The following is a 17,714-nucleotide window of genomic DNA, read 5'->3' as shown; positions in this document are numbered from 1 at the left end:
GGCTGACACCGGGCCCGCCGCAAGAATCCCGAAGGACGGGTGCGCACCGCACGGCGAGGGCCGGCGGGCGCTGAACAGAAAAGCAAGATCAACAAGCACCAAGCAGGAGACACTTCATGCCTCGCAATCCGGCATCTGCCATCGCACGTCCCCAATCTTCCCTGTGCGCGTCCGGCGCGCGCCGCAGGACGCTCGCCGCTGCCGTGACGCTGGCTGCCGCCGGCCTGGCCAGCACCGCCGCATGGGCGCAGGACGGCTCCTATCCGACGCGCCCGGTCACGCTGGTGGTGTCCGCCGCTGCCGGCGGCACGACCGACCTGGCCGCGCGCATGATCTCCGAGCCCCTGTCCAAGGCCCTCGGCCAGCCGGTGGTCGTGGACAACCGCCCCGGTGGCTCGGGCGGCATTGCCGCGCAGACGGTGGCGCGCGCCAAGCCGGATGGCTACACCCTGATGGTGCAGTACTCGGGCTACCAGGTCATCTCGCCGCTGCTGATGAAGAACGCGTGGGACCCTGTGAAGGATTTCTCCCCGGTCGCCAACATCCTGTCGGCGCCGCAAGTACTGGTGGTGCGCCCGAGCTTGCCGGTGAAGACGCTCAAGGAACTGGTGGCCTATGCCAAGGCCAACCCCAACAAGCTCAACTACGCCTCGTCGGGCAATGGCTCGCTGCAGCATGTTTCCACTGAGTTGCTGAACCAGATGGCCGGCATCCAGATCACCCATGTCCCATACAAAGGCACCGGCCCGGCCATGACCGACCTGTTGGGCGGTTCGGTGGATCTCACCATCACCACGCCGCCACCCCTGATGGGGCATATCGCGGGCGGCAAGCTGCGAGCGCTGGTGGTCACCAGCAAGCAGCGCCTGCCCAGCCTGAAGGACGTGCCCTCCGCGCCGGAAGCGGGCTACCCCGATCTGGACGTGTCGTCCTGGTTCGCCATGTACGCGCCGGCCGGCACGCCCAAGCCGGTCATCGACAAGCTCGCCGGCGAGATCGAGCGCATCATGCAGACCGAGGCCTTCCGCAAGAAGGCCGAGGAGCTCGGCGCCGAGGCGAAGTTCATGGGCCCGCAGCAACTCGCGACCTATCAGCGCAACGAGCTGGTCCGCTGGGCCAAGGTCATCAAGGCGGCCGATATCCACGCGGAATGATGCCTGCGCCCGGGGGCGGCAGTAAGCCGGCCGAAAGGCTCACCCTGTATCTTCGATGCCCACACGCTGGCGCGGATGCCGGCGTGGCATAGGTGTTGATCCCGATGCGGCCCTTTGCGGCGTCGGCTAGCATCGCAACTTGCCGCTACGCGGCACTACGCAAACCATGGCACATGCGGCATGCATCAGCGCGAGAGCTGCGGTTGACGGGTAATCAGGTAGGAGAGAGAAATGTATAACAAGAAATTCTGGAAGCAGGCGCTGCTCGCGCTGGCGCTGTTCCTTGCGGGCTGGTTCACCTTTGGCGGCTACGCCCAGGCCCAGGGCAAGCCCGAGAAGACCAAGGTCACCATCGCCGTGGGCGGCAAGAACCTGTTCTACTACCTGCCGCTGACCATTGCCGAGCGCCTCGGCTACTTCAAGGACGAAGGGCTCGACGTCGAGATCGTCGACTTCGCCGGCGGTGCCAAGGCGCTGCAGGCCGTGGTGGGCGGCAGTGCCGATGTGGTTTCCGGCGCCTACGAGCACACTATCAACCTGCAGGCCAAGGGCCAGCAGTACCAGGAATTCGTACTGCAGGGCCGCGCCCCGCAGATCGTGCTGGTGGTCTCCAACAAGACCATGCCCAACTTCAAGTCCGTGGCCGACCTCAAGGGCAAGAAGATCGGCGTGACCGCGCCGGGCTCCTCCACCAACATGATGGCCAACTTCGTGCTGGCAAAAGCCGGCCTGAAGGCATCGGACGTCTCCTTCATCGGTGTCGGCGCCAGCGCTGGCGCGGTGGCGGCCATGCGCTCCGGCCAGATCGACGCGATGGCCAACCTCGATCCGGTGGTGTCGATGCTGACCCAGAAGAACGAAGTGCACATCGCCTCTGACACCCGCACGCTGAAGGACACCCAGGCTGTCTTCGGCGGCAATATGCCGTCGGGTTGCCTGTACGCGTCCACCGCCTTTATCCAGCAGAACCCGAACACCACGCAGGCCATGACCAATGCCATGGTGCGCGCGCTCAAGTGGCTGCAGAAGGCTGGCCCGTCGGACATCGTCAAGACCGTGCCGGAAAGTTACCTGCTGGGCGACCGCGCGCTGTACCTGTCCGCCTGGGAGAAGGTCAAGGAAGCCATCTCGCCGGACGGCACCATGCCGGCCGACGGTCCCAAGACCGCGCTCAACACGCTGCAACAGTTCGACCCGGACCTGAAGGGCAAGACGATCAAGCTGGAAAACACCTTCACCAACACCTTCGTGCAGAAGGCGAACGCCAAGTACAAGTAAGGCATCGCCTGCGCCCTGGGTGCCGGCGGCCCGCTGCGTGCAGCGGGCCTTTGCATTGGCGCTTGCCGACGCCATCCATGGTATCCGGCGCGCCGTCCTGAACCCGCTTTTCACGTCATTACTATCGCGCGGAGCCGCGGTGCCTGCATCCATCGCACCTGTTGCGTCACTCAGCACCGTATCCGCCAAGAGCCTGCCATGAGCACTCCCGCACTATCCCTCGACAACGTCACCTGCACCTTCGTCTCCCGCGACGATCGCAGCCAGCGCTATACCGCCGTCAAGGAGACCACCCTGGACATCCAGCCCGGCGAGTTCGTCTCCGTGGTGGGGCCGACCGGCTGCGGCAAGTCCACCTTGCTGAATGTGGGGGCCGGCTTGCTGCAGCCTTCGATCGGCGAGGTACGGGTGTTCGGCGAGCCGCTGCGCGGCATCAATACCCGCGCCGGCTACATGTTCCAGGCCGAGGCCCTGATGCCGTGGCGCAGCGCGCTCGACAACGTCATTGCCGGGCTTGAATTCCGCGGCATGGCGCGTGCCGAAGCGCAGCAGGAGGGCGAGGCCTGGCTGCGCCGCGTCGGCCTGGGCGGGTTTGGCGACCGCTACCCGCACCAGCTCTCCGGCGGCATGCGCAAGCGCGTGAGCCTGGCCCAGACGCTGATACTGGATCCGGACATCATCCTGATGGACGAGCCATTCTCCGCGCTCGACATCCAGACCCGCCAGCTGATGGAAAACGAGGTGCTGGAGTTGTGGGCGGCCAAGCGCAAGGCAGTGCTGTTCATCACCCACGATCTTGACGAGGCGATCGCCATGAGCGATCGCGTGGTGGTGCTGTCGGCAGGTCCCGGCACGCACCCGATCGGCGAGTTTGCCATCGACCTGCCGCGTCCGCGCGACGTGGCCGAGATCCGCAACCATCCTCGCTTCATCGAGCTGCACGCGGCCATCTGGGACGTGCTGCGCGAGGAAGTCCTCAAGGGCTACGCGCAGCAGCGCAAGGTGGCCTGAGACGGCCTGGCGCACATCGTTCCCATTCAATCCGGTCTGATTTCAATTCGAGCTTCGATTCCCATGGCTTTCCGTCCCGACTCCAAGGGCATGCTGCGATTCTGGCAGCTGCTCGTCCTCGTTGTGATCCTCGGCGCCTGGCATGCCGCCACGCGCTCGCAGCAGGTTGCCTTCTTCTTCGGTGAGCCGCTGATGGTGGCCCAGCGCATCTGGAACTGGTTCGTGGTCGAACGCGACATCTACGTCCACCTCGGCGTGACCCTGATCGAGACGCTGCTGGCCTTTGGCATCGGCACGGCCGCGGGCCTCGGCGTTGGCCTGTGGCTGGCGCTTAGCCCGCTCACCTCGGCCATCCTCGACCCCTATATCAAGGCGATGAACTCGATGCCGCGCGTGATCCTGGCGCCGATCTTCGCCGTCTGGTTTGGCCTGGGCATCTGGTCCAAGGTGGCGCTGGCGGTGACGCTGGTGTTCTTCATCGTGTTCTTCAACGTCTACCAGGGCGTCAAGGAAGTCAGCCCCGTGGTGCTGGCCAATGTGCGCATGCTGGGCGCGAACCGCAAGCAGCTGCTGCGCCATGTCTACCTGCCGAGCGCGACCAGCTGGGTGTTTTCCTCGTTGCATACGTCAGTCGGCCTGGCCTTCGTGGGCGCGGTGGTGGGCGAGTACCTGGGCTCGGCGCGCGGCGTCGGCTACCTGATCCTGCAGGCCGAGGGCACCTTCGACATCAACACCGTGTTTGCGGGCATCGTGGTGCTGACCGCGGCGGCGCTGATGCTGGATACGCTGGTCGGCAGCGTGGAGAAGCGGCTGATGAAGTGGCAGCCCAAGAGCGGTGAGACCGAGCGGCTGTAGGCCCGCTGTTGGGCTGGCGCCCGGGCGATGGCGAGAGTGAGTCGGGACGTGGTGAAGTTGGCTGAAATTATTGTTTTGCAATAATAATTATTTGTGAAACAATCATTTCCACATAGAATCACGACTTGCTTATCGTCACCGGAGTCGCCATGCATCTCCCTGCTTCCTTGCGCATCGTCCGTGTCAGCCAGCGCCTGGCGGCGCTGAGCCTGCTGGTGGTGGTGGTCATGCTGTTGCTCAACGCCGCTAGTTGGCTGATGCCGGTGGTGGCGCGCCTGGGTGGCCTTCGCTTTGGCCTGAGCGCACGGATCGTGTCGCGGCTTGCGCCGGACCTGGTGGCGCTTGGCGAATGGCAGCGGCTAGGCGCCGCGTTGCTGTCGAGTGTTCCGCTGCTGGCGTTGGCCCTTGCGTTGCTTAACTTGCGCGCGCTGTTTCAGCGCTATGCGCGCGGCGAGTATTTCTCGGCGGCCGCGGCCGATCACTTCGGCAATGTCGGTCGGGCCGTGCTGGCCTGGGTCGTGCTGGATTTTCTGTGCGAGCCACTGCTTAGCGTGTGGGTGACCATGGGCACGCCGCAGGGGCACCGGGTGATGTTCAGCGTGGGCACGGGAACCGTGGTCGCCTTGTTCCTGGCTGCCTGCATTACCGTGATCGCGCATATCCTGCGCCAAGCCAGCGACCTGGAGCAGGAACACCGCCAGTTCGTCTAAGCCAGCGTGATGCGCAAAGCTGACCGCGGCGCGTACGCCACGCGCCGCCGGCAGTGGTCGATCGTGGTGGCGCTGGTGCTGGTGGCGCATGGGCTCGTGCTGGTTCCGGTGCCCTGGCCGGCACGGCAGGCCTCGCTCTCGTTGCCCCGGCCGGGCGAGCGGGACCAGCGGGCCATGCAGTGGGTGGCTGCGCTGCCGCAGGCCAGGTTGCCCGCGCCCGCGCCCGCGCCCGCTGCCACCGCCAAGCCTGCTGCATCCTCCCGCAAGCCGCAGGCGTTGCCTGCGCCTCGGCCTGAGCGCGCGTCCGCCGTTGCGAATCGCGCCGCGCCGGCGGGACAACCCGGCCGCGAGCCAGTCGCGGCGATGGCTTTGCCGCCCGGGGCGGGCACACCTTTGCGCAGTTCGAGCGCGGCCAGCGTGCCCATGCTGCCGCTGGCACCGACGCGCTCCGCAGATCCGTCATCTGCCACTGGCGTTGCGCGGGACAATATCGCCCGCAGTCGTCAGCGGGGCGAGGCCGTTTTCGAGCGCGCCGCCTCTGACGCGGTGGCCTCGCCTGCGCAGCGGCTTGCCGCGGGCATGGCAGCGGCCGCGCAGGGCGAAGCCCTTGTTGAGTCGCAGGTGGGCACGAATCGCACCGTGCGTGTGCGCGGCGCTGCAGGGACTTACTGCTTGCGCATGAAGGATCCAAGCCTGAAGGTCGATCCGTTTCGGCAGGAGCTGGCGCTGCCGGCCAATTGCCCGCCTTAGAGGCCATTCAAGAAGATTCTGGCGTCGTTGCGCGGCCTTGGTCGATCCACTTCCCGGCCCCGGCGCCTGCCACCGCAGGCACCGCGAAGTGCACGCTGACGGTCAGGCCGCCACCGGGGGTTTCCTCAAGCGCCACCGTGGCGCCATGGGCGCGCGCGATCTGGCGCACGATCGGCAGGCCCAGGCCGCTGCCATCCTGCGCCGGGGTGGATTCGCCGCGATAGAAGCGCTGGAATACCTTGTCGCGTTCGTCGTCGGGAACGCCCGGGCCGCTATCCACCACTTGCAACAGCGGCTGGTTCTCCGGACCCGCCACGCGGACCGTCACCTGCGCGCCGGGGCCGGCATAGCGGATCGCGTTATCCACGAGGTTGCCGGCCAATTCCTGCAGTAGTTCCGCTTGCCCCAAGACTTGCACCGGCGCATCGGCTTCGAAGCCCAGGTCGACCTGGCCGGCCCGTGCCACCGGTGCCCATTCGAGGGCCACGTCCCTGGCCAGCGTATCCAGGCGCAAGGGCAGCAATGCCGGCGCGTAGCCACTGTCCGGTTCCAGGCGCGACAGCGAAAGCAGTTGCTGCACGCCCTTGGCGGCGTGGCGCACGGTATCGTGCAGTGGCCGCAGGTGGCGAAGGATGCGGTCGCCATCGCGCTCGCGCAGCGCCAGTTCTGACTGCGCCTGCATGATGGCCAGCGGGGTCTTCAGCTGGTGGGCGGCATCGGCAAAGAAGCGCTTGCGCGCCAGCAACATGCGGTGCAGGCGCGCGACGTACTGGTTGATCGCCTCGACCAGGGGCTTCATTTCGGCGGGCAGGTCTTTTTGCTCCAGCGGTGCCAGGTCGTCGGCGCCACGTTCGGCTACCGTGGCGCTGAGCCGGTGCAGCGGCCGCAGGCCGCGCCGCACGCCGAACCACACGATGCCCAGCGCCAGCGTGACCAGTACCAATTCCTGTTGCAGCGAGCCGGCCAGGATTTCGTGCGCCAGCGACTGGCGCGGCTCGATGGTCTCGCCGACCAGCACCCAGACCAGCCGCGCCTGCCCCGACGGCATGTCGCGCACCGGCAGCGGCTGCGCTGCCATGCGCACCGGCTCGCCGCGGAAAACGGCGTCGTAGAAGACGGTCTTGTAGAGCGGCTGCTTTGGCGTGGCCGGCATCGGCAGGTCGTCGTAGCCGGTCAGCGTGGCGCCGTGCTCGTCGCGAATCACGTAGTAGATCCGGCTGCCGGCCTCGGACTCGAAGATCTCCAGCGCCAGGTAAGGCACGTCGATGGCGAAGCGGCCCTCATGCAGGCGGATGCCTTCGCGCATCGATTTGAGCGAGGCTTCCAGCGTGCGGTCGAACGCCACGTGGGCCGCGTCCATCGCACGGTGGTAGGTCATCCATGCGTCCATTGCCAACAGGGCCAGCAACGGCAGCAGCAGCCAGAGCGACAGCTGCAGGCGCAGGCTCGGGACTCTCATCGGGCCGCCGGCGTGGCCATGTTCGCTTGTGCGCAGGCATCAAGCAGGTAGCCCAGCCCGCGCAGGGTCACGATGGCCACGCCGCTGCCTTCGAGCTTCTTGCGCAGGCGGTGCACGTAGATTTCGATGGCGTCCGGGTTGACCGATTCGTCGATGCCGAAAATCTTCTCCGACATGGCTTCCTTGTTGACAGCGCGCCCGTCGCGCAGCATCAGCACCTCGAGCACGGCGCGCTCCCGCCGGGTCAGCGCCAGGGGCTCGCCGCCGAGCACGAACGCGCGGCTGATGCCGTCATAGCGCAGCGTGCCGCATTGCAGTTGCGTGCTCTCGTGACCAAAGCTGCGACGTATCAGCGCACGCGCCCGGGCCTCCAGCTCAGACAGGTCGAACGGCTTGGACAGGTAGTCGTCCGCACCCAGGTTGAGCCCCTTCACACGGTCCTCGACCGAGCCGTGCGCGGTCAGGATCAGCACGGGCATGGCATTGCGCCGTTGCCGCAGGCGCCGCAGCACCTCCAGGCCATCGAGCTTGGGCAAGCCCAGGTCGAGGATGACCAGCGCGTAGTCCTGGGTCGAGAGCAGGTGATCGGCCGCGCGGCCATCGTGCATGCAGTCCACGGTGAAGCCCGCCTGGCTGAGCGCCTCGACCAGGGCATTCGCCAGCATCACATTGTCTTCAACGAGCAGGATTCGCATTCTCTTGGCGGGGCAGGGTGCCCGGTTGAAATCGGTAAAAGCAGGGGATGGCCGCGAACTCGGGCCGCGCTGAGAGATACAGGTATCGCGCCCGACTTTGAAGCTAGGGAAACTCCCAACCCCGAACGCCGGCGCGGCGATGAAATCCGTCGAATTTCGAAAGCGAACTGAAAGTGCGCCTGCCATACCATGCGTGCCATCCCGGGGGCCTGCCCGGACATCACCACAACAATCACAAGTCACAAATCACAAGAGGAGACAGCATGAAGCTGAAATCGATCGCGCTGGCAGCAGTCGGCATGAGCCTGGCCGGTGGCGCTGCGGCGCAATCCAGCGTGACCCTGTACGGCATCATGGATGCCGGCATTGAATATGCCAGCCATGCCGGCCCGAATGGTTCAGTGGTCAAGATGACCTCGGGCGGAAAGAACACGTCGCGCTGGGGCATGCGCGGCAGCGAGGACCTTGGCGGTGGGCTCAAGGCACTGTTCCAGCTGGAGAGCGGCATTGCCATCGATACAGGCCGGCTGGATTCCGATGGCACGCTGTTCGATCGGCGCGCCATTGTTGGCTTGTCCAGCAAGTACGGCCAAGTGGTGCTGGGCCGCACCTTCACCACTACCTACGATTTCATGTTGCCGTTCGACCCGATGGGCTACGCGCCGAATTATTCGTGGGCGACCTCGGCGACCGCTACCGGCGACCGCAAGGATGGCTTGTTCTCGCGCGCGTCCAACGCGATCCGCTACGACGGCACGTTTGGTGGCGTGAAGCTGGGCGCCACGGTGGCACTGGGCGAAGTGGCCGGCAGCTTCAAGAGCTCGTCCAAGTACGATCTCGGCGTGGGCTACAGTGCGGGCGGCTTCGCCGCGGCCGCCACCTGGGACCGCCAGAACGGCGCAGGCACCAGCACCACGCCCGCCGATGTCACGGACTACATTCAGGGCATCCACGCTGGCGCCAGCTATGACTTCGGCGACCTGAAGCTCTACGCGGGTTACCGCAACTACAAGCGGACCTTCACCACGGCAGCCGCGTCTCACCGCAGCGATATGTACTGGGGCGGCGCGTCGTATGACTTCACGCCGGCGTTCACGTTGTATGGCGCGGTCTACAAGCAGAATATCAAGGGCGGCAGCGATGCCGATCCGATCCTGTTCTCGATGCGCGCGCAGTATGCGCTGTCCAAGCGCACCACGGCTTACCTGTCGGGCGGCTATGCCAAGGCGCGCAACGGGCAGAACGTGAGCTTGTCCCGGGACTTCATCGGTTATGCAAACAACCAGGTGGGGGTGACCGCCGGCTTGCAGCATCGCTTCTGATGCGCGCAGTGATGGCTGCGTGAAGCGCCGCAGCGCAAGAAAAAAAGGCGCCTGGTGCTACGGCACCAGGCGCTTTTTTACTCTTGCACGGCGCCAGAGGCGCGCCAAGTCAGGGCACGATGACGATCTTGCCGGTGACCTTGCGGGCTTCCATGTCTTTCAGGGCTTGCGGCGCCTGCTCCAGCGCATAGCGCGCGGAGATGTGCGGGCGGATCTTGCCTTCCTTCATCCAGCCCAGCATCTGCGCCATGTTGGCTTGATTGGCCTTGGGCTCGCGCCGCGCAAAGTCACCCCAGAACACGCCCACCAGCGAGGCGCCCTTGAGCAGCGCCAGGTTCAGCGGGAGCTTGGGGATTTCGCCATTGGCAAAGCCCACCACCAGGTAGCGGCCGCGCCAGCCGATCGAGCGGAACGCCGGCTCGGCGTAGATGCCGCCCACCGGGTCATAGATGACGTCGGGGCCGCGGCCATCGGTCAGCGCCTTCACGCGTTCGCGCAGGTCTTCGGTGCTGTAGTTGATCAGCGCATCGGCGCCATGGTCCTTGCAGACCGCGAGCTTTTCGTCGGTGGAGGCGGCTGCGATCACGCGCGCACCGATGGCCTTGCCGATTTCGATGGCGGCCAGGCCCACGCCGCCGGCAGCGCCGAGCACCAGCATGGTCTGGCCGGCTTTCAGTTCACCGCGGTCGATCACCGCGTGGTGCGAGGTGCCGTAGGTGAGGGTGAATGCCGCTGCGGTCTCGAAGTCGATGCCCGGCGGCATCGGCACCACGGCGGCGGCGGGGGCCTTGGCCTGCGAGGCGAAGGCGCCGTTGCCCAGGTAGGCGATCACATTGTCGCCGGGTTTGACGTGCGTCACGCCTTCGCCCACCGCGTTGACCACGCCGGCCAGTTCCGAGCCGGGCGAGAAGGGCAGTTGCGGCTTGGCCTGGTATTTGTTCTGGATGATGAGGACGTCGGGGAAATTCACGCCAGCCGCCTTCACATCGATGACGACTTCGCCCGCGCCGGGCACCAGGTCAGGCAGGGTTTCGAGCACCAGCGAATCAGGCGGGCCCCAGGCTTTGCAAAGTACGGCTTTCATCATGTCTCCGGTGATATGTTCGATGCCCGGCAGAAGATGGCGCAAAAGGGTGCGTGCGCGGTGCACGCGTGGTCCATGCCAGTTGCGCCAGGCAGGCCCGGGCAAGTGTAGCGCAAAATAGCACGATCGTTCTGTTACAAGCTGGCGAGCCGCCGCCGGGTACTGGTTTTGCGGCAGGATTTGCGCTGCGGACAGGCCGCTTGCGGCAGCCTTGTCAGGTACAATCCCGGCCATGCATATCCTCCTCGCAAACGATGACGGTTACCTGGCGCCGGGGCTAGCCGCGCTACATGCCGCGCTGGCGCCGCTGGCGCGCATCACGGTGATTGCACCTGAGCAAAACCATAGCGGTGCTTCCAACTCGCTGACCTTGCAGCGGCCACTGTCCATCTATGAAGCCCGGGAGGGCGTGCAGAAAGGGTTCCGCTTCGTCAACGGCACGCCCACCGATTGCGTGCATATCGCGCTGACCGGCCTGCTAGACGAGAAACCCGACCTGGTGGTGTCCGGCATCAACCAGGGCCAGAACATGGGCGAGGACGTACTGTATTCCGGCACCGTCGCCGCCGCCATCGAGGGCTTCCTGCTCGGCATTCCCTCGATCGCCTTTTCGCAGGTGGACAAGGGCTGGACCCATCTTGACGCCGCCGCGCGCGTGGCACGCGACATTGTCGAGCGCTATATCGCCAGGCCCTCGGCCGAGCCGTTCCTGCTCAACGTCAATATTCCCAGCCTGCCGTCTGAACATATCAAAGGCTACCGCGCCACCCGGCTCGGCAAGCGCCATCCGTCCCAGCCGGTGATCACGCAGGTCAACCCGCGCGGCGATACCAACTATTGGATCGGCCCCGCCGGCGATGCGCGCGATGCGAGCGAGGGCACGGATTTCCATGCCACCGGCGAAGGCTTCGTGTCGCTGACCCCTTTGCAGCTGGACCTGACTCATCGCGGGCAGCTCGAGCAGATCAACCAGTGGCTGGCATAAGCTCTTGCCCGCGTAGTAGCCGGCCGTCATGAGTTCCGTCCCGCGTCGTCCAAAATTTCCCCTGTCGCTGGACGCGGTGGTCGAGCGCAAGCCCGCGCCGGCGCGTACCGCTGGCATGCCTGCGGTGGGCGGCGCGCGCGGCGCGGCGATGGCCGCCAAATCGCGCGCGGCCAAGGCGCCTGCTGCGCCCACCCCGGGAGCGAGCGCCGTGCAGGCGCGCGCCAGTGCCGCCACGGCGGGCGGCGGCGGCATGGCCTCGGAACGCGCGCGTGGCGCGCTGGCGGCGCGGCTGCGCGCGGCCGGCATCCGCGACGACCGCGTGCTCGACGCGATTGCCACCATCCCGCGCCACCTGTTTGTCGAGCCAGGCCTGTCGTCGCAGGCGTATGAAGATGCGGCGTTGCCAATCGGCCACCAGCAGACCATCTCCAAGCCGTCGGTGGTGGCTCGCATGATCGAGCTGCTGCGCGATGGCCTCGGCGCGGATGAGCCGCTGGAGCGTGTGCTGGAAATCGGTACCGGCTGCGGCTATCAGGCGGCCGTGCTGAGCCTGGTGGCGCGGGAAGTGTTCTCCATCGAGCGGATTCGTCCGCTGCACGAACAAGCCAAGGCGAACTTGCGGCCGCTGCGGGTGCCAAACCTGCGCCTGCATTATGGCGATGGCATGTTGGGTTTACCCCAGGCGGCGCCGTTTTCGTCGATTATCCTGGCGGCGGCCGGCATGGAGGTGCCTCAGGCGTTGCTGGAGCAGCTTGCCATTGGCGGGCGGCTGATCGCGCCCGTGGCGGTGCCTCCCTCCGCCGGCGGGCCCGGGCAGACCGTCACACAGCAATTATTGTTGATCGAGCGGCGTAACCGGCATCGATTTCACCGGACCGCGCTTGAAGCCGTTTTCTTTGTGCCATTAAAATCGGGCACTATCTGAGTCGAACTATGCACAATATCGTGAATACGGAACGTTTCGCCCGCGCCGGGCAGCTCGCTACCGCCTCCCTGCTGCTGGCCCTGCTGGCCGCCTGCGCCTCCTCGCCCATGCCGGCGCCCGTGGTGGACCGAACCTCCGGAGCCGGCGTCGCCGGCGTCGTCCCGCTGGAACCCGCGCCGCCGGGATACTATCGCGTCAAGCGAGGCGATACGCTTTATCGAATCGCGCTCGAGAACGGCCAGTCCTATCGCGATGTCGCGGCCTGGAATTCGCTGGCCAACGCCAACCAGATCGAAGTGGGTCAATTGTTGCGCGTGGCGCCTCCTGGCGCCGACGTCAACGCGGGCACCGGCGTAGCCACCATGCCGGTGACGCCGGGCGGCGTGCAGGGCCAGCCGATCGACCAGGCGCGGCCTGTGCCCACGCCGGTTCCTCCGGCAGCCACAGCTGGCGGGGCTTCCACGCCCGTGGCGGCGGCCTCCGCGCCCGCCGCCGATGGCTCGATCAAGCTGGCTTGGCCGGTCACCGGCCAGTTGATCGGTCGTTTCGACGAAAAAGGCAACAAGGGCATCGATATTGCCGGCAAAAAGGGCGATCCGGTGCAAGCAGCCGACGATGGCCGCGTGATTCACGTTGGCCCCTTGCGCGGCTACGGGAATCTTGTCATCATCAAACACAACGATACATATCTCACTGCGTACGGCCACAACGACAAGGTGCTGGTGACGGAGCAGGCAACGGTCCGCAAGGGACAAAAGATTGCAGAGATGGGTAACAGTGACACCGATCGTGTGAAGCTGCATTTCGAGGTACGCAAGAACGGGAAACCAGTCGATCCGATGCGGTATCTGCCGCCACAGTGAGGGTTCATGCCACGCCAGAAAACTGTCTCCACCGGAAGCACCAGCCGCGCTCGGCGTCCCAAGCAGCCGGAGTTGCAGCAGTCCACTGGCGTGGCGCAAGCCGATGCCGATGCAGATTCCGAGGCCTACGGCCAGGATCCGGCCGCCGACCTGGTGCCGCTCACCGATGAGCCCATCACCACGGGTACGGCAGTAGGCCTGCGCGAGGCCGACCTGATGGTCGAGGAAGTCGAGCGCCAGGCCCGCGACGAGGACGAAGAAGAGTCCGAGGACGAAGAAGAGGGCGAGGCCGCAGCCGAGCCGGCCGCGCCCGATCACGACGACTTCCGCACCGTGCTGCACACCGAACTGGCAGCCGACACCGTCCAGCATTACCTGAATCGCATCAGCATCAAGCCGCTGCTGTCCGCGCCGGAGGAGCTGCATTTTTCCACCCTGGCCAAGGGCGGCGATTTCTCGGCGCGGCAGGTCATGATCGAGCGCAACCTGCGCCTGGTGGTCAGCATCGCCAAGGGCTACCTCAATCGCGGCGTGCCGCTGCTGGACCTGATCGAGGAAGGCAATCTCGGCCTGATGCACGCCATCGAGAAATTCGACCCCTCCCGCGGATTCCGTTTCTCGACTTACGCCACATGGTGGATCCGCCAGAGCATCGAGCGCGCCATCATGAACCAGGCGCGCACCGTACGCCTGCCGGTGCACGTCATCCGCGAACTCAACCAGGTGCTGCGCGCCAAGCGCCATCTGGAGAAGGGCGGCACCGACGGCCGCGATGCCAGCCTGGAAGACATTGCCCACCTGCTGGGCAAGACCCCTGACGAAATACAAGACGTGCTCGCGCTCAACGAGCACACCACCTCGCTCGACACGCCATTCGATCTCGATCCCGGATCCAGCCTGCTTGATTTCCTATCGGACGAGCACAACGCCGCGCCCGACCAGGAAGTCGCCCACCGCGAGCTGGAAAACCTGATGAAACAATGGTTGGCGCGTTTGTCCGAAAAGCACCGCTACGTTGTCGAGCGCCGCTTCGGGCTTAATCACATCGAGCCGGCCACGCTGGAAGAACTTGCCGAGGAAATGGGGCTGACGCGCGAGCGTGTGCGCCAGATCCAGCAAGAGGCGCTGGTCAAGCTCAAACGCCATTTTGCTTCGCAAGGCGTGCGCAAGGACGCTGTTCTATGACACCTGTGCTGGTATTCGACATCGAGACGATTCCCGATGTCGATGGTTTGCGTCGTCTGCACGACCATCCCGATTCCATGACCGATGCCGAGGTCGCCGAACATGCTTTCGCGGCCCGCCGCGAGAAAAACGGCACCGATTTCCTGCCACACTACCTGCAGCGCATCGCGGCCATTTCCTGCGTGCTGCGCCGTAACCAGCGCGACGGCACACCGGTTTTCCACGTGGGCTCGCTTGGCACGCTGGAAGACGGCGAGGCGGTGCTGATCCAGAAGTTCTATGACCTGGTGGCGCGCTACTCGCCCCAGATGGTGTCGTGGAACGGCGGCGGCTTCGACCTGCCCGTGCTGCATTACCGCGGGCTGGTGCATGGCATCGTGGCGCCGCGCTACTGGGAAATGGGCGAAGGCAGCGAGTCCGACAGCCGCGAATTCAAGTGGAACAACTACATCAGTCGTTACCACATGCGGCACCTGGACCTGATGGACCTGCTGGCGATGTACCAGCCGCGTGCCAGTGCACCGCTGGACGATCTTGCCAAGCTGTGCGGCTTTCCCGGCAAGATGGGCATGGATGGCAGCAAGGTCTGGCAGGCTTATCAGGACGGCCAGTTGCCCGCGATCCGCGATTACTGCGAGACCGACGTCGTCAATACCTACCTGGTGTACTGCCGCTTCCAGTTGATGCGCGGCGGCCTGACGCCGAAGCAGTTCGATACCGAAATCGAATTCGTGCAGGAGTCGCTCGCCGAGTTGCCGGGCTCCCAGTGGATCCAGTACCTTCAGTCCTTCCGCATCAAGCCGGTGTATGCCGGCGGCGATGACGACGAAGAGCCGGAAATCTAAGCGTCTCTCCGTTGCAGGCCCTTATTCGTCCGCCAGCGACAGGTAGATCGGCTGGTGGTCGGATGCCCGCGTTTCGCCATCCACCTCGCAGCACAGCACGCGCGGCAACAGGTCCTCCGTCAGGAATGCGAAGTCACAGGCAAACGGCGCCTGCGGCCATTGCTCCCTGTCATATAAGGCGCAAGTTGGCGCGTGGGGCATGCCGGGGTGGGTATGCGTCCAGGCGTCGTGCCAGCCGATGATGCCGGTTTCGTGGCAACCGTCGTATGGCGCCAACATGCGCAGGTAAGCAATATCGTCCGGCGCGCCGTTGAAATCGCCGCACAGCACGGCGGAGGCGGGCCGTGCTTCGGGCGTGAACGGGCCGGGGCCGGTCTCGCGCAGGCCGGGTTGGCTGGCGTGCTCGCAGGCCTCGCGGTGCCAGGCACGCAGCGCGTCGGTCTGTGCAGCGCGCTGATGCGTCGAGTAATACTCCAGGTGGGTGCAGATCACGCGCAGGCGACGCTCTCCCGTCATTACCGTCGCTTCCAGCGCCACGCGTGGCATCGACGGGACGGTTGGATCGGTGGGCCAGGGCAGGGCGTGGCGAAATACTTCGCGCAAGGGCAGGCGGGTGGCAATGAGATTGCCGAACTGGCGTGGCGCGCCGTCTATGGTGAAGCGGTCCACCGCTGGCGCGTAGAGGATCCGGTAGCCGGGCAACAGCGCCGTCAGCTCGGCCACCTGGTCGGGCCCAGGCTCGCCTGCGAGGTCGGTGTAGCCGCGCGTCACCTCCTGCAGGCAGAGTACATCGGCGTCGGCGATCGCGCGCAGCGTCCTGACGGTGCGGGCCAGGTCGACGCGCCCGTCGGCGCCACGACCCCACTGGATGTTCCAGGAAATCAGTTCCATGTCGCCCCCTGCTCGGTTGCCGCGGTGCGCGGTGCCGGTGTTCTGTGCCGGGAGTGCCACGCGCGTGCTGCACCCATGTTGCGCCTATCTCGCGCGCTTGTCCCGGTCTTCATGCCGCCGGGCCTGCCGCAGGGCCGCCCGGCCGTGCGTCTGGACTACAATCGCGCTTTCACAAAACAATACGTCAGGTTCCCCAGGTGTCTCAAGCCGTGACTCTTTCGCAAGCCCATTCTGCGCCGGAAGGTGGCGCTTTCGCCTCCCCGGCCGTACCAGTACCGGTCAAGCCTGCGCCCGTGCAGCTGCCCGTCGTGCAGATCCACAGCCTCGACATGGAGGCGCGCGGCGTTGGCCGGCTGGTCAATGAGGACGGCAGCCCGGGCAAGGTGATTTTTGTCGAAGGTGCGCTGCCGGGCGAGACTGTCAGCTACAGCAGCTTCAAGCGCAAGGCCAGCTTCGAGCAGGCCAACCTGGGCATGATCAAGAAAGCCTCGCCGATGCGCGTGAAGCCGGGCTGCGAGTATTTTGGCGTTTGCGGCGGTTGTTCGATGCAACACCTGGACGCACGCGCGCAGGTGGCCATCAAGCAACGCGTGCTGGAAGACGATCTCTGGCACTTGTCGAAGCTGCACCCGGATGTGGTGTTCCGCCCGATCGCCGGCCCGGACTGGGGCTACCGCTACCGGGCGCGCCTGACGGTGCGCTACGTGGCAAAGAAAGGCGTGGCGCTGGTCGGCTTCCATGAGCGCAAGAGCAGCTATGTGGCCGATATGGCGAGCTGCAAGGTCTTGCCACCGCACGTATCGGACCTGCTGGTGCCGCTGCGGGAGTTGATCACGGGTTTGTCGATCCGCGACCGCCTGCCGCAGGTCGAACTGGCGGTGGGGCAGGATGTGACGGTGCTGGTGCTGCGCATCCTGATGCCGCTGACCGAGGCCGACGAGGCGTTGCTGCGCGCCTTCGCCGACCAGCACGGCGTGCAGTTCTGGCTTCAGCCCAAGGGCCCGGACACCGTGGTGCCGTTTTACCCGCTGGACCGCGAACTGGCCTACACGCTGCCGGAATTCAATATCCGCATGCCGTTCAAGCCGACCGACTTTACCCAGGTCAACCACCAGATCAACCGCGCGCTGATCGGCCGGGCGCTGCGCCTGTTGGACGCCCGGCCGGATGAGCGGCTGCTCGACCTGTTCTGCGGCATTGGCAATTTTACGTTGCCGCTGGCCACGCGCGGCCGCTCGGTGATGGGCATCGAAGGCAGCGAGGTCCTGACTACCCGGGCACTGGCCAATGCGGTCATCAACGGGTTGGACCACAAGACCGAATTCGCCTGCAGGAACCTCTTCGAGGTGGGTGCGGAAGACATCGCCGCGCTGGGCCGTTTCGACCGCTGGCTGATCGACCCACCGCGCGAAGGTGCGCTGGCGGTCAGCAAGGCGCTCGGTGAACTGGCCCAGGCTGGCAGCGACGTGCTGCCCAAGCGCATCGTCTACGTCTCGTGCAACCCGGCCACGCTGGCGCGCGACGCCGGCTTGCTGGTGCACGAGGCCGGCTACCGGCTTTCCGGTGCTGGCGTGGTCAACATGTTCCCGCACACCTCGCACGTGGAATCGATCGCGGTGTTCGACCGCGGCTGAAGAAGGCGGGCGTGGCGTTGCGGCCATGGCAAAGAAAAAGGCCAGCGCGGATGCGCTGGCCTTTTTAG

17 protein-coding genes are annotated in these 17,714 nt (G+C 65.7%); 13 read left to right on the top strand and 4 right to left on the bottom strand.

What is annotated here, in order from left to right; all coding sequences use genetic code 11:
- The first annotated feature begins 116 nt into the window (after window positions 1-116).
- The 6 genes from A9975_RS24265 (at window position 117) to A9975_RS24240 (ending at window position 5,758) form a co-directional block, all read left to right on the top strand.
- On the top strand, window positions 117-1,154 hold the full coding sequence (locus tag A9975_RS24265) for a tripartite tricarboxylate transporter substrate binding protein (protein ID WP_183035019.1): 1,038 nt from the start codon (window positions 117-119) through the stop codon (window positions 1,152-1,154).
- 231 nt (window positions 1,155-1,385) lie between these two features.
- Window positions 1,386-2,432 carry an ABC transporter substrate-binding protein gene (locus A9975_RS24260; protein WP_150993111.1) on the top strand — a complete coding sequence of 349 codons (1,047 nt, stop codon included), beginning with the start codon at window positions 1,386-1,388 and terminating at the stop codon, window positions 2,430-2,432.
- A gap of 198 nt (window positions 2,433-2,630) precedes the next feature.
- Window positions 2,631-3,443: an ABC transporter ATP-binding protein gene (locus A9975_RS24255; protein ID WP_150993113.1), complete on the top strand. Its 813-nt coding sequence runs from the start codon at window positions 2,631-2,633 to the stop codon at window positions 3,441-3,443.
- 63 nt (window positions 3,444-3,506) lie between these two features.
- The gene (locus A9975_RS24250; RefSeq protein ID WP_043347500.1) at window positions 3,507-4,298 is read left to right on the top strand and encodes an ABC transporter permease; all 792 of its coding nucleotides are present in this window, start codon (window positions 3,507-3,509) and stop codon (window positions 4,296-4,298) included.
- Between the two features lie 149 nt (window positions 4,299-4,447).
- A complete protein-coding gene (locus tag A9975_RS24245; protein WP_183035018.1) occupies window positions 4,448-5,008 on the top strand; it encodes a DUF2975 domain-containing protein in 561 nt (186 codons plus the stop codon).
- A gap of 9 nt (window positions 5,009-5,017) precedes the next feature.
- Window positions 5,018-5,758, top strand: coding sequence for a hypothetical protein (locus A9975_RS24240; protein WP_183035017.1), 741 nt, complete (start codon window positions 5,018-5,020; stop codon window positions 5,756-5,758).
- Between the two features lie 7 nt (window positions 5,759-5,765).
- Here the strand turns inward: A9975_RS24240 and A9975_RS24235 are convergent, their stop codons facing one another.
- Both A9975_RS24235 and A9975_RS24230 read right to left on the bottom strand, forming a co-directional pair.
- The gene (locus A9975_RS24235) at window positions 5,766-7,217 is read right to left on the bottom strand and encodes a sensor histidine kinase (RefSeq protein ID WP_183035016.1); all 1,452 of its coding nucleotides are present in this window, start codon (window positions 7,215-7,217) and stop codon (window positions 5,766-5,768) included.
- Window positions 7,214-7,912 (bottom strand): response regulator, encoded by a 699-nt coding sequence (locus A9975_RS24230; protein WP_183035015.1) that lies wholly within the window; start codon window positions 7,910-7,912, stop codon window positions 7,214-7,216. The genes A9975_RS24235 and A9975_RS24230 overlap by 4 nt, the downstream gene beginning before the upstream one ends.
- Window positions 7,913-8,175: 263 nt before the next feature.
- Here A9975_RS24230 and A9975_RS24225 point away from each other — a divergent pair, with 263 nt between their 5' ends.
- A complete protein-coding gene (locus A9975_RS24225; RefSeq protein WP_174423312.1) occupies window positions 8,176-9,234 on the top strand; it encodes a porin in 1,059 nt (352 codons plus the stop codon).
- A 109-nt stretch (window positions 9,235-9,343) separates the two neighbouring features.
- Here A9975_RS24225 and A9975_RS24220 read toward each other — a convergent pair whose 3' ends face one another.
- On the bottom strand, window positions 9,344-10,318 hold the full coding sequence (locus tag A9975_RS24220) for an NADPH:quinone oxidoreductase family protein (RefSeq protein WP_150993125.1): 975 nt from the start codon (window positions 10,316-10,318) through the stop codon (window positions 9,344-9,346).
- Window positions 10,319-10,550: 232 nt separating this feature from the next.
- On the opposite strand from A9975_RS24220, the gene surE reads away from it, so the two are divergent.
- From surE to A9975_RS24195, 5 genes are read left to right on the top strand one after another with little or no spacing between them, the layout of a single operon-like run.
- On the top strand, window positions 10,551-11,303 hold the full coding sequence (gene surE, locus A9975_RS24215) for a 5'/3'-nucleotidase SurE (RefSeq protein WP_183035014.1): 753 nt from the start codon (window positions 10,551-10,553) through the stop codon (window positions 11,301-11,303).
- Window positions 11,304-11,331: 28 nt separating this feature from the next.
- A complete protein-coding gene (locus A9975_RS24210; RefSeq protein ID WP_183035013.1) occupies window positions 11,332-12,228 on the top strand; it encodes a protein-L-isoaspartate(D-aspartate) O-methyltransferase in 897 nt (298 codons plus the stop codon).
- 8 nt (window positions 12,229-12,236) lie between these two features.
- Window positions 12,237-13,091: a peptidoglycan DD-metalloendopeptidase family protein gene (locus tag A9975_RS24205; RefSeq protein ID WP_183035012.1), complete on the top strand. Its 855-nt coding sequence runs from the start codon at window positions 12,237-12,239 to the stop codon at window positions 13,089-13,091.
- A 6-nt stretch (window positions 13,092-13,097) separates the two neighbouring features.
- Window positions 13,098-14,276 carry an RNA polymerase sigma factor RpoS gene (gene rpoS / locus A9975_RS24200; RefSeq protein WP_150992413.1) on the top strand — a complete coding sequence of 393 codons (1,179 nt, stop codon included), beginning with the start codon at window positions 13,098-13,100 and terminating at the stop codon, window positions 14,274-14,276.
- Entirely contained in the window at window positions 14,273-15,121 is an 849-nt protein-coding gene (locus A9975_RS24195) for a 3'-5' exonuclease (RefSeq protein WP_174423309.1), read from the top strand. The genes rpoS and A9975_RS24195 overlap by 4 nt, the downstream gene beginning before the upstream one ends.
- A gap of 21 nt (window positions 15,122-15,142) precedes the next feature.
- Here the strand turns inward: A9975_RS24195 and A9975_RS24190 are convergent, their stop codons facing one another.
- Complete coding sequence (locus tag A9975_RS24190) at window positions 15,143-16,012, bottom strand: endonuclease/exonuclease/phosphatase family protein (RefSeq protein ID WP_183035011.1); 870 nt, start codon at window positions 16,010-16,012, stop codon at window positions 15,143-15,145.
- Window positions 16,013-16,341: 329 nt separating this feature from the next.
- On the opposite strand from A9975_RS24190, the gene rlmD reads away from it, so the two are divergent.
- The gene (gene rlmD, locus A9975_RS24185) at window positions 16,342-17,646 is read left to right on the top strand and encodes a 23S rRNA (uracil(1939)-C(5))-methyltransferase RlmD (RefSeq protein ID WP_370565442.1); all 1,305 of its coding nucleotides are present in this window, start codon (window positions 16,342-16,344) and stop codon (window positions 17,644-17,646) included.
- Window positions 17,647-17,714 lie beyond the last annotated feature (68 nt).

The organism is Cupriavidus sp. UME77 (assembly GCF_014170355.1).
Classification (GTDB): Bacteria; Pseudomonadota; Gammaproteobacteria; order Burkholderiales; family Burkholderiaceae; genus Cupriavidus; species Cupriavidus basilensis.
The sequence above is the reverse complement of the archived record's forward strand: the minus strand, read 5'-3'. Positions and strand labels throughout refer to the sequence as shown.

Bases quoted from the DNA above. Each gene is read 5' to 3' on its own strand.
- A9975_RS24265 (WP_183035019.1), top strand. From the start codon at position 117: ATGCCTCGCAATCCGGCATCTGCCATCGCACGTCCCCAATCTTCCCTG.
- A9975_RS24260 (WP_150993111.1), top strand. From the start codon at position 1,386: ATGTATAACAAGAAATTCTGGAAGCAGGCGCTGCTCGCGCTGGCGCTG.
- A9975_RS24255 (WP_150993113.1), top strand. From the start codon at position 2,631: ATGAGCACTCCCGCACTATCCCTCGACAACGTCACCTGCACCTTCGTC.
- A9975_RS24250 (WP_043347500.1), top strand. From the start codon at position 3,507: ATGGCTTTCCGTCCCGACTCCAAGGGCATGCTGCGATTCTGGCAGCTG.
- A9975_RS24245 (WP_183035018.1), top strand. From the start codon at position 4,448: ATGCATCTCCCTGCTTCCTTGCGCATCGTCCGTGTCAGCCAGCGCCTG.
- A9975_RS24240 (WP_183035017.1), top strand. From the start codon at position 5,018: ATGCGCAAAGCTGACCGCGGCGCGTACGCCACGCGCCGCCGGCAGTGG.
- A9975_RS24235 (WP_183035016.1), bottom strand. From the start codon at position 7,217: ATGAGAGTCCCGAGCCTGCGCCTGCAGCTGTCGCTCTGGCTGCTGCTG.
- A9975_RS24230 (WP_183035015.1), bottom strand. From the start codon at position 7,912: ATGCGAATCCTGCTCGTTGAAGACAATGTGATGCTGGCGAATGCCCTG.
- A9975_RS24225 (WP_174423312.1), top strand. From the start codon at position 8,176: ATGAAGCTGAAATCGATCGCGCTGGCAGCAGTCGGCATGAGCCTGGCC.
- A9975_RS24220 (WP_150993125.1), bottom strand. From the start codon at position 10,318: ATGAAAGCCGTACTTTGCAAAGCCTGGGGCCCGCCTGATTCGCTGGTG.
- surE (WP_183035014.1), top strand. From the start codon at position 10,551: ATGCATATCCTCCTCGCAAACGATGACGGTTACCTGGCGCCGGGGCTA.
- A9975_RS24210 (WP_183035013.1), top strand. From the start codon at position 11,332: ATGAGTTCCGTCCCGCGTCGTCCAAAATTTCCCCTGTCGCTGGACGCG.
- A9975_RS24205 (WP_183035012.1), top strand. From the start codon at position 12,237: ATGCACAATATCGTGAATACGGAACGTTTCGCCCGCGCCGGGCAGCTC.
- rpoS (WP_150992413.1), top strand. From the start codon at position 13,098: ATGCCACGCCAGAAAACTGTCTCCACCGGAAGCACCAGCCGCGCTCGG.
- A9975_RS24195 (WP_174423309.1), top strand. From the start codon at position 14,273: ATGACACCTGTGCTGGTATTCGACATCGAGACGATTCCCGATGTCGAT.
- A9975_RS24190 (WP_183035011.1), bottom strand. From the start codon at position 16,012: ATGGAACTGATTTCCTGGAACATCCAGTGGGGTCGTGGCGCCGACGGG.
- rlmD (WP_370565442.1), top strand. From the start codon at position 16,342: ATGGAGGCGCGCGGCGTTGGCCGGCTGGTCAATGAGGACGGCAGCCCG.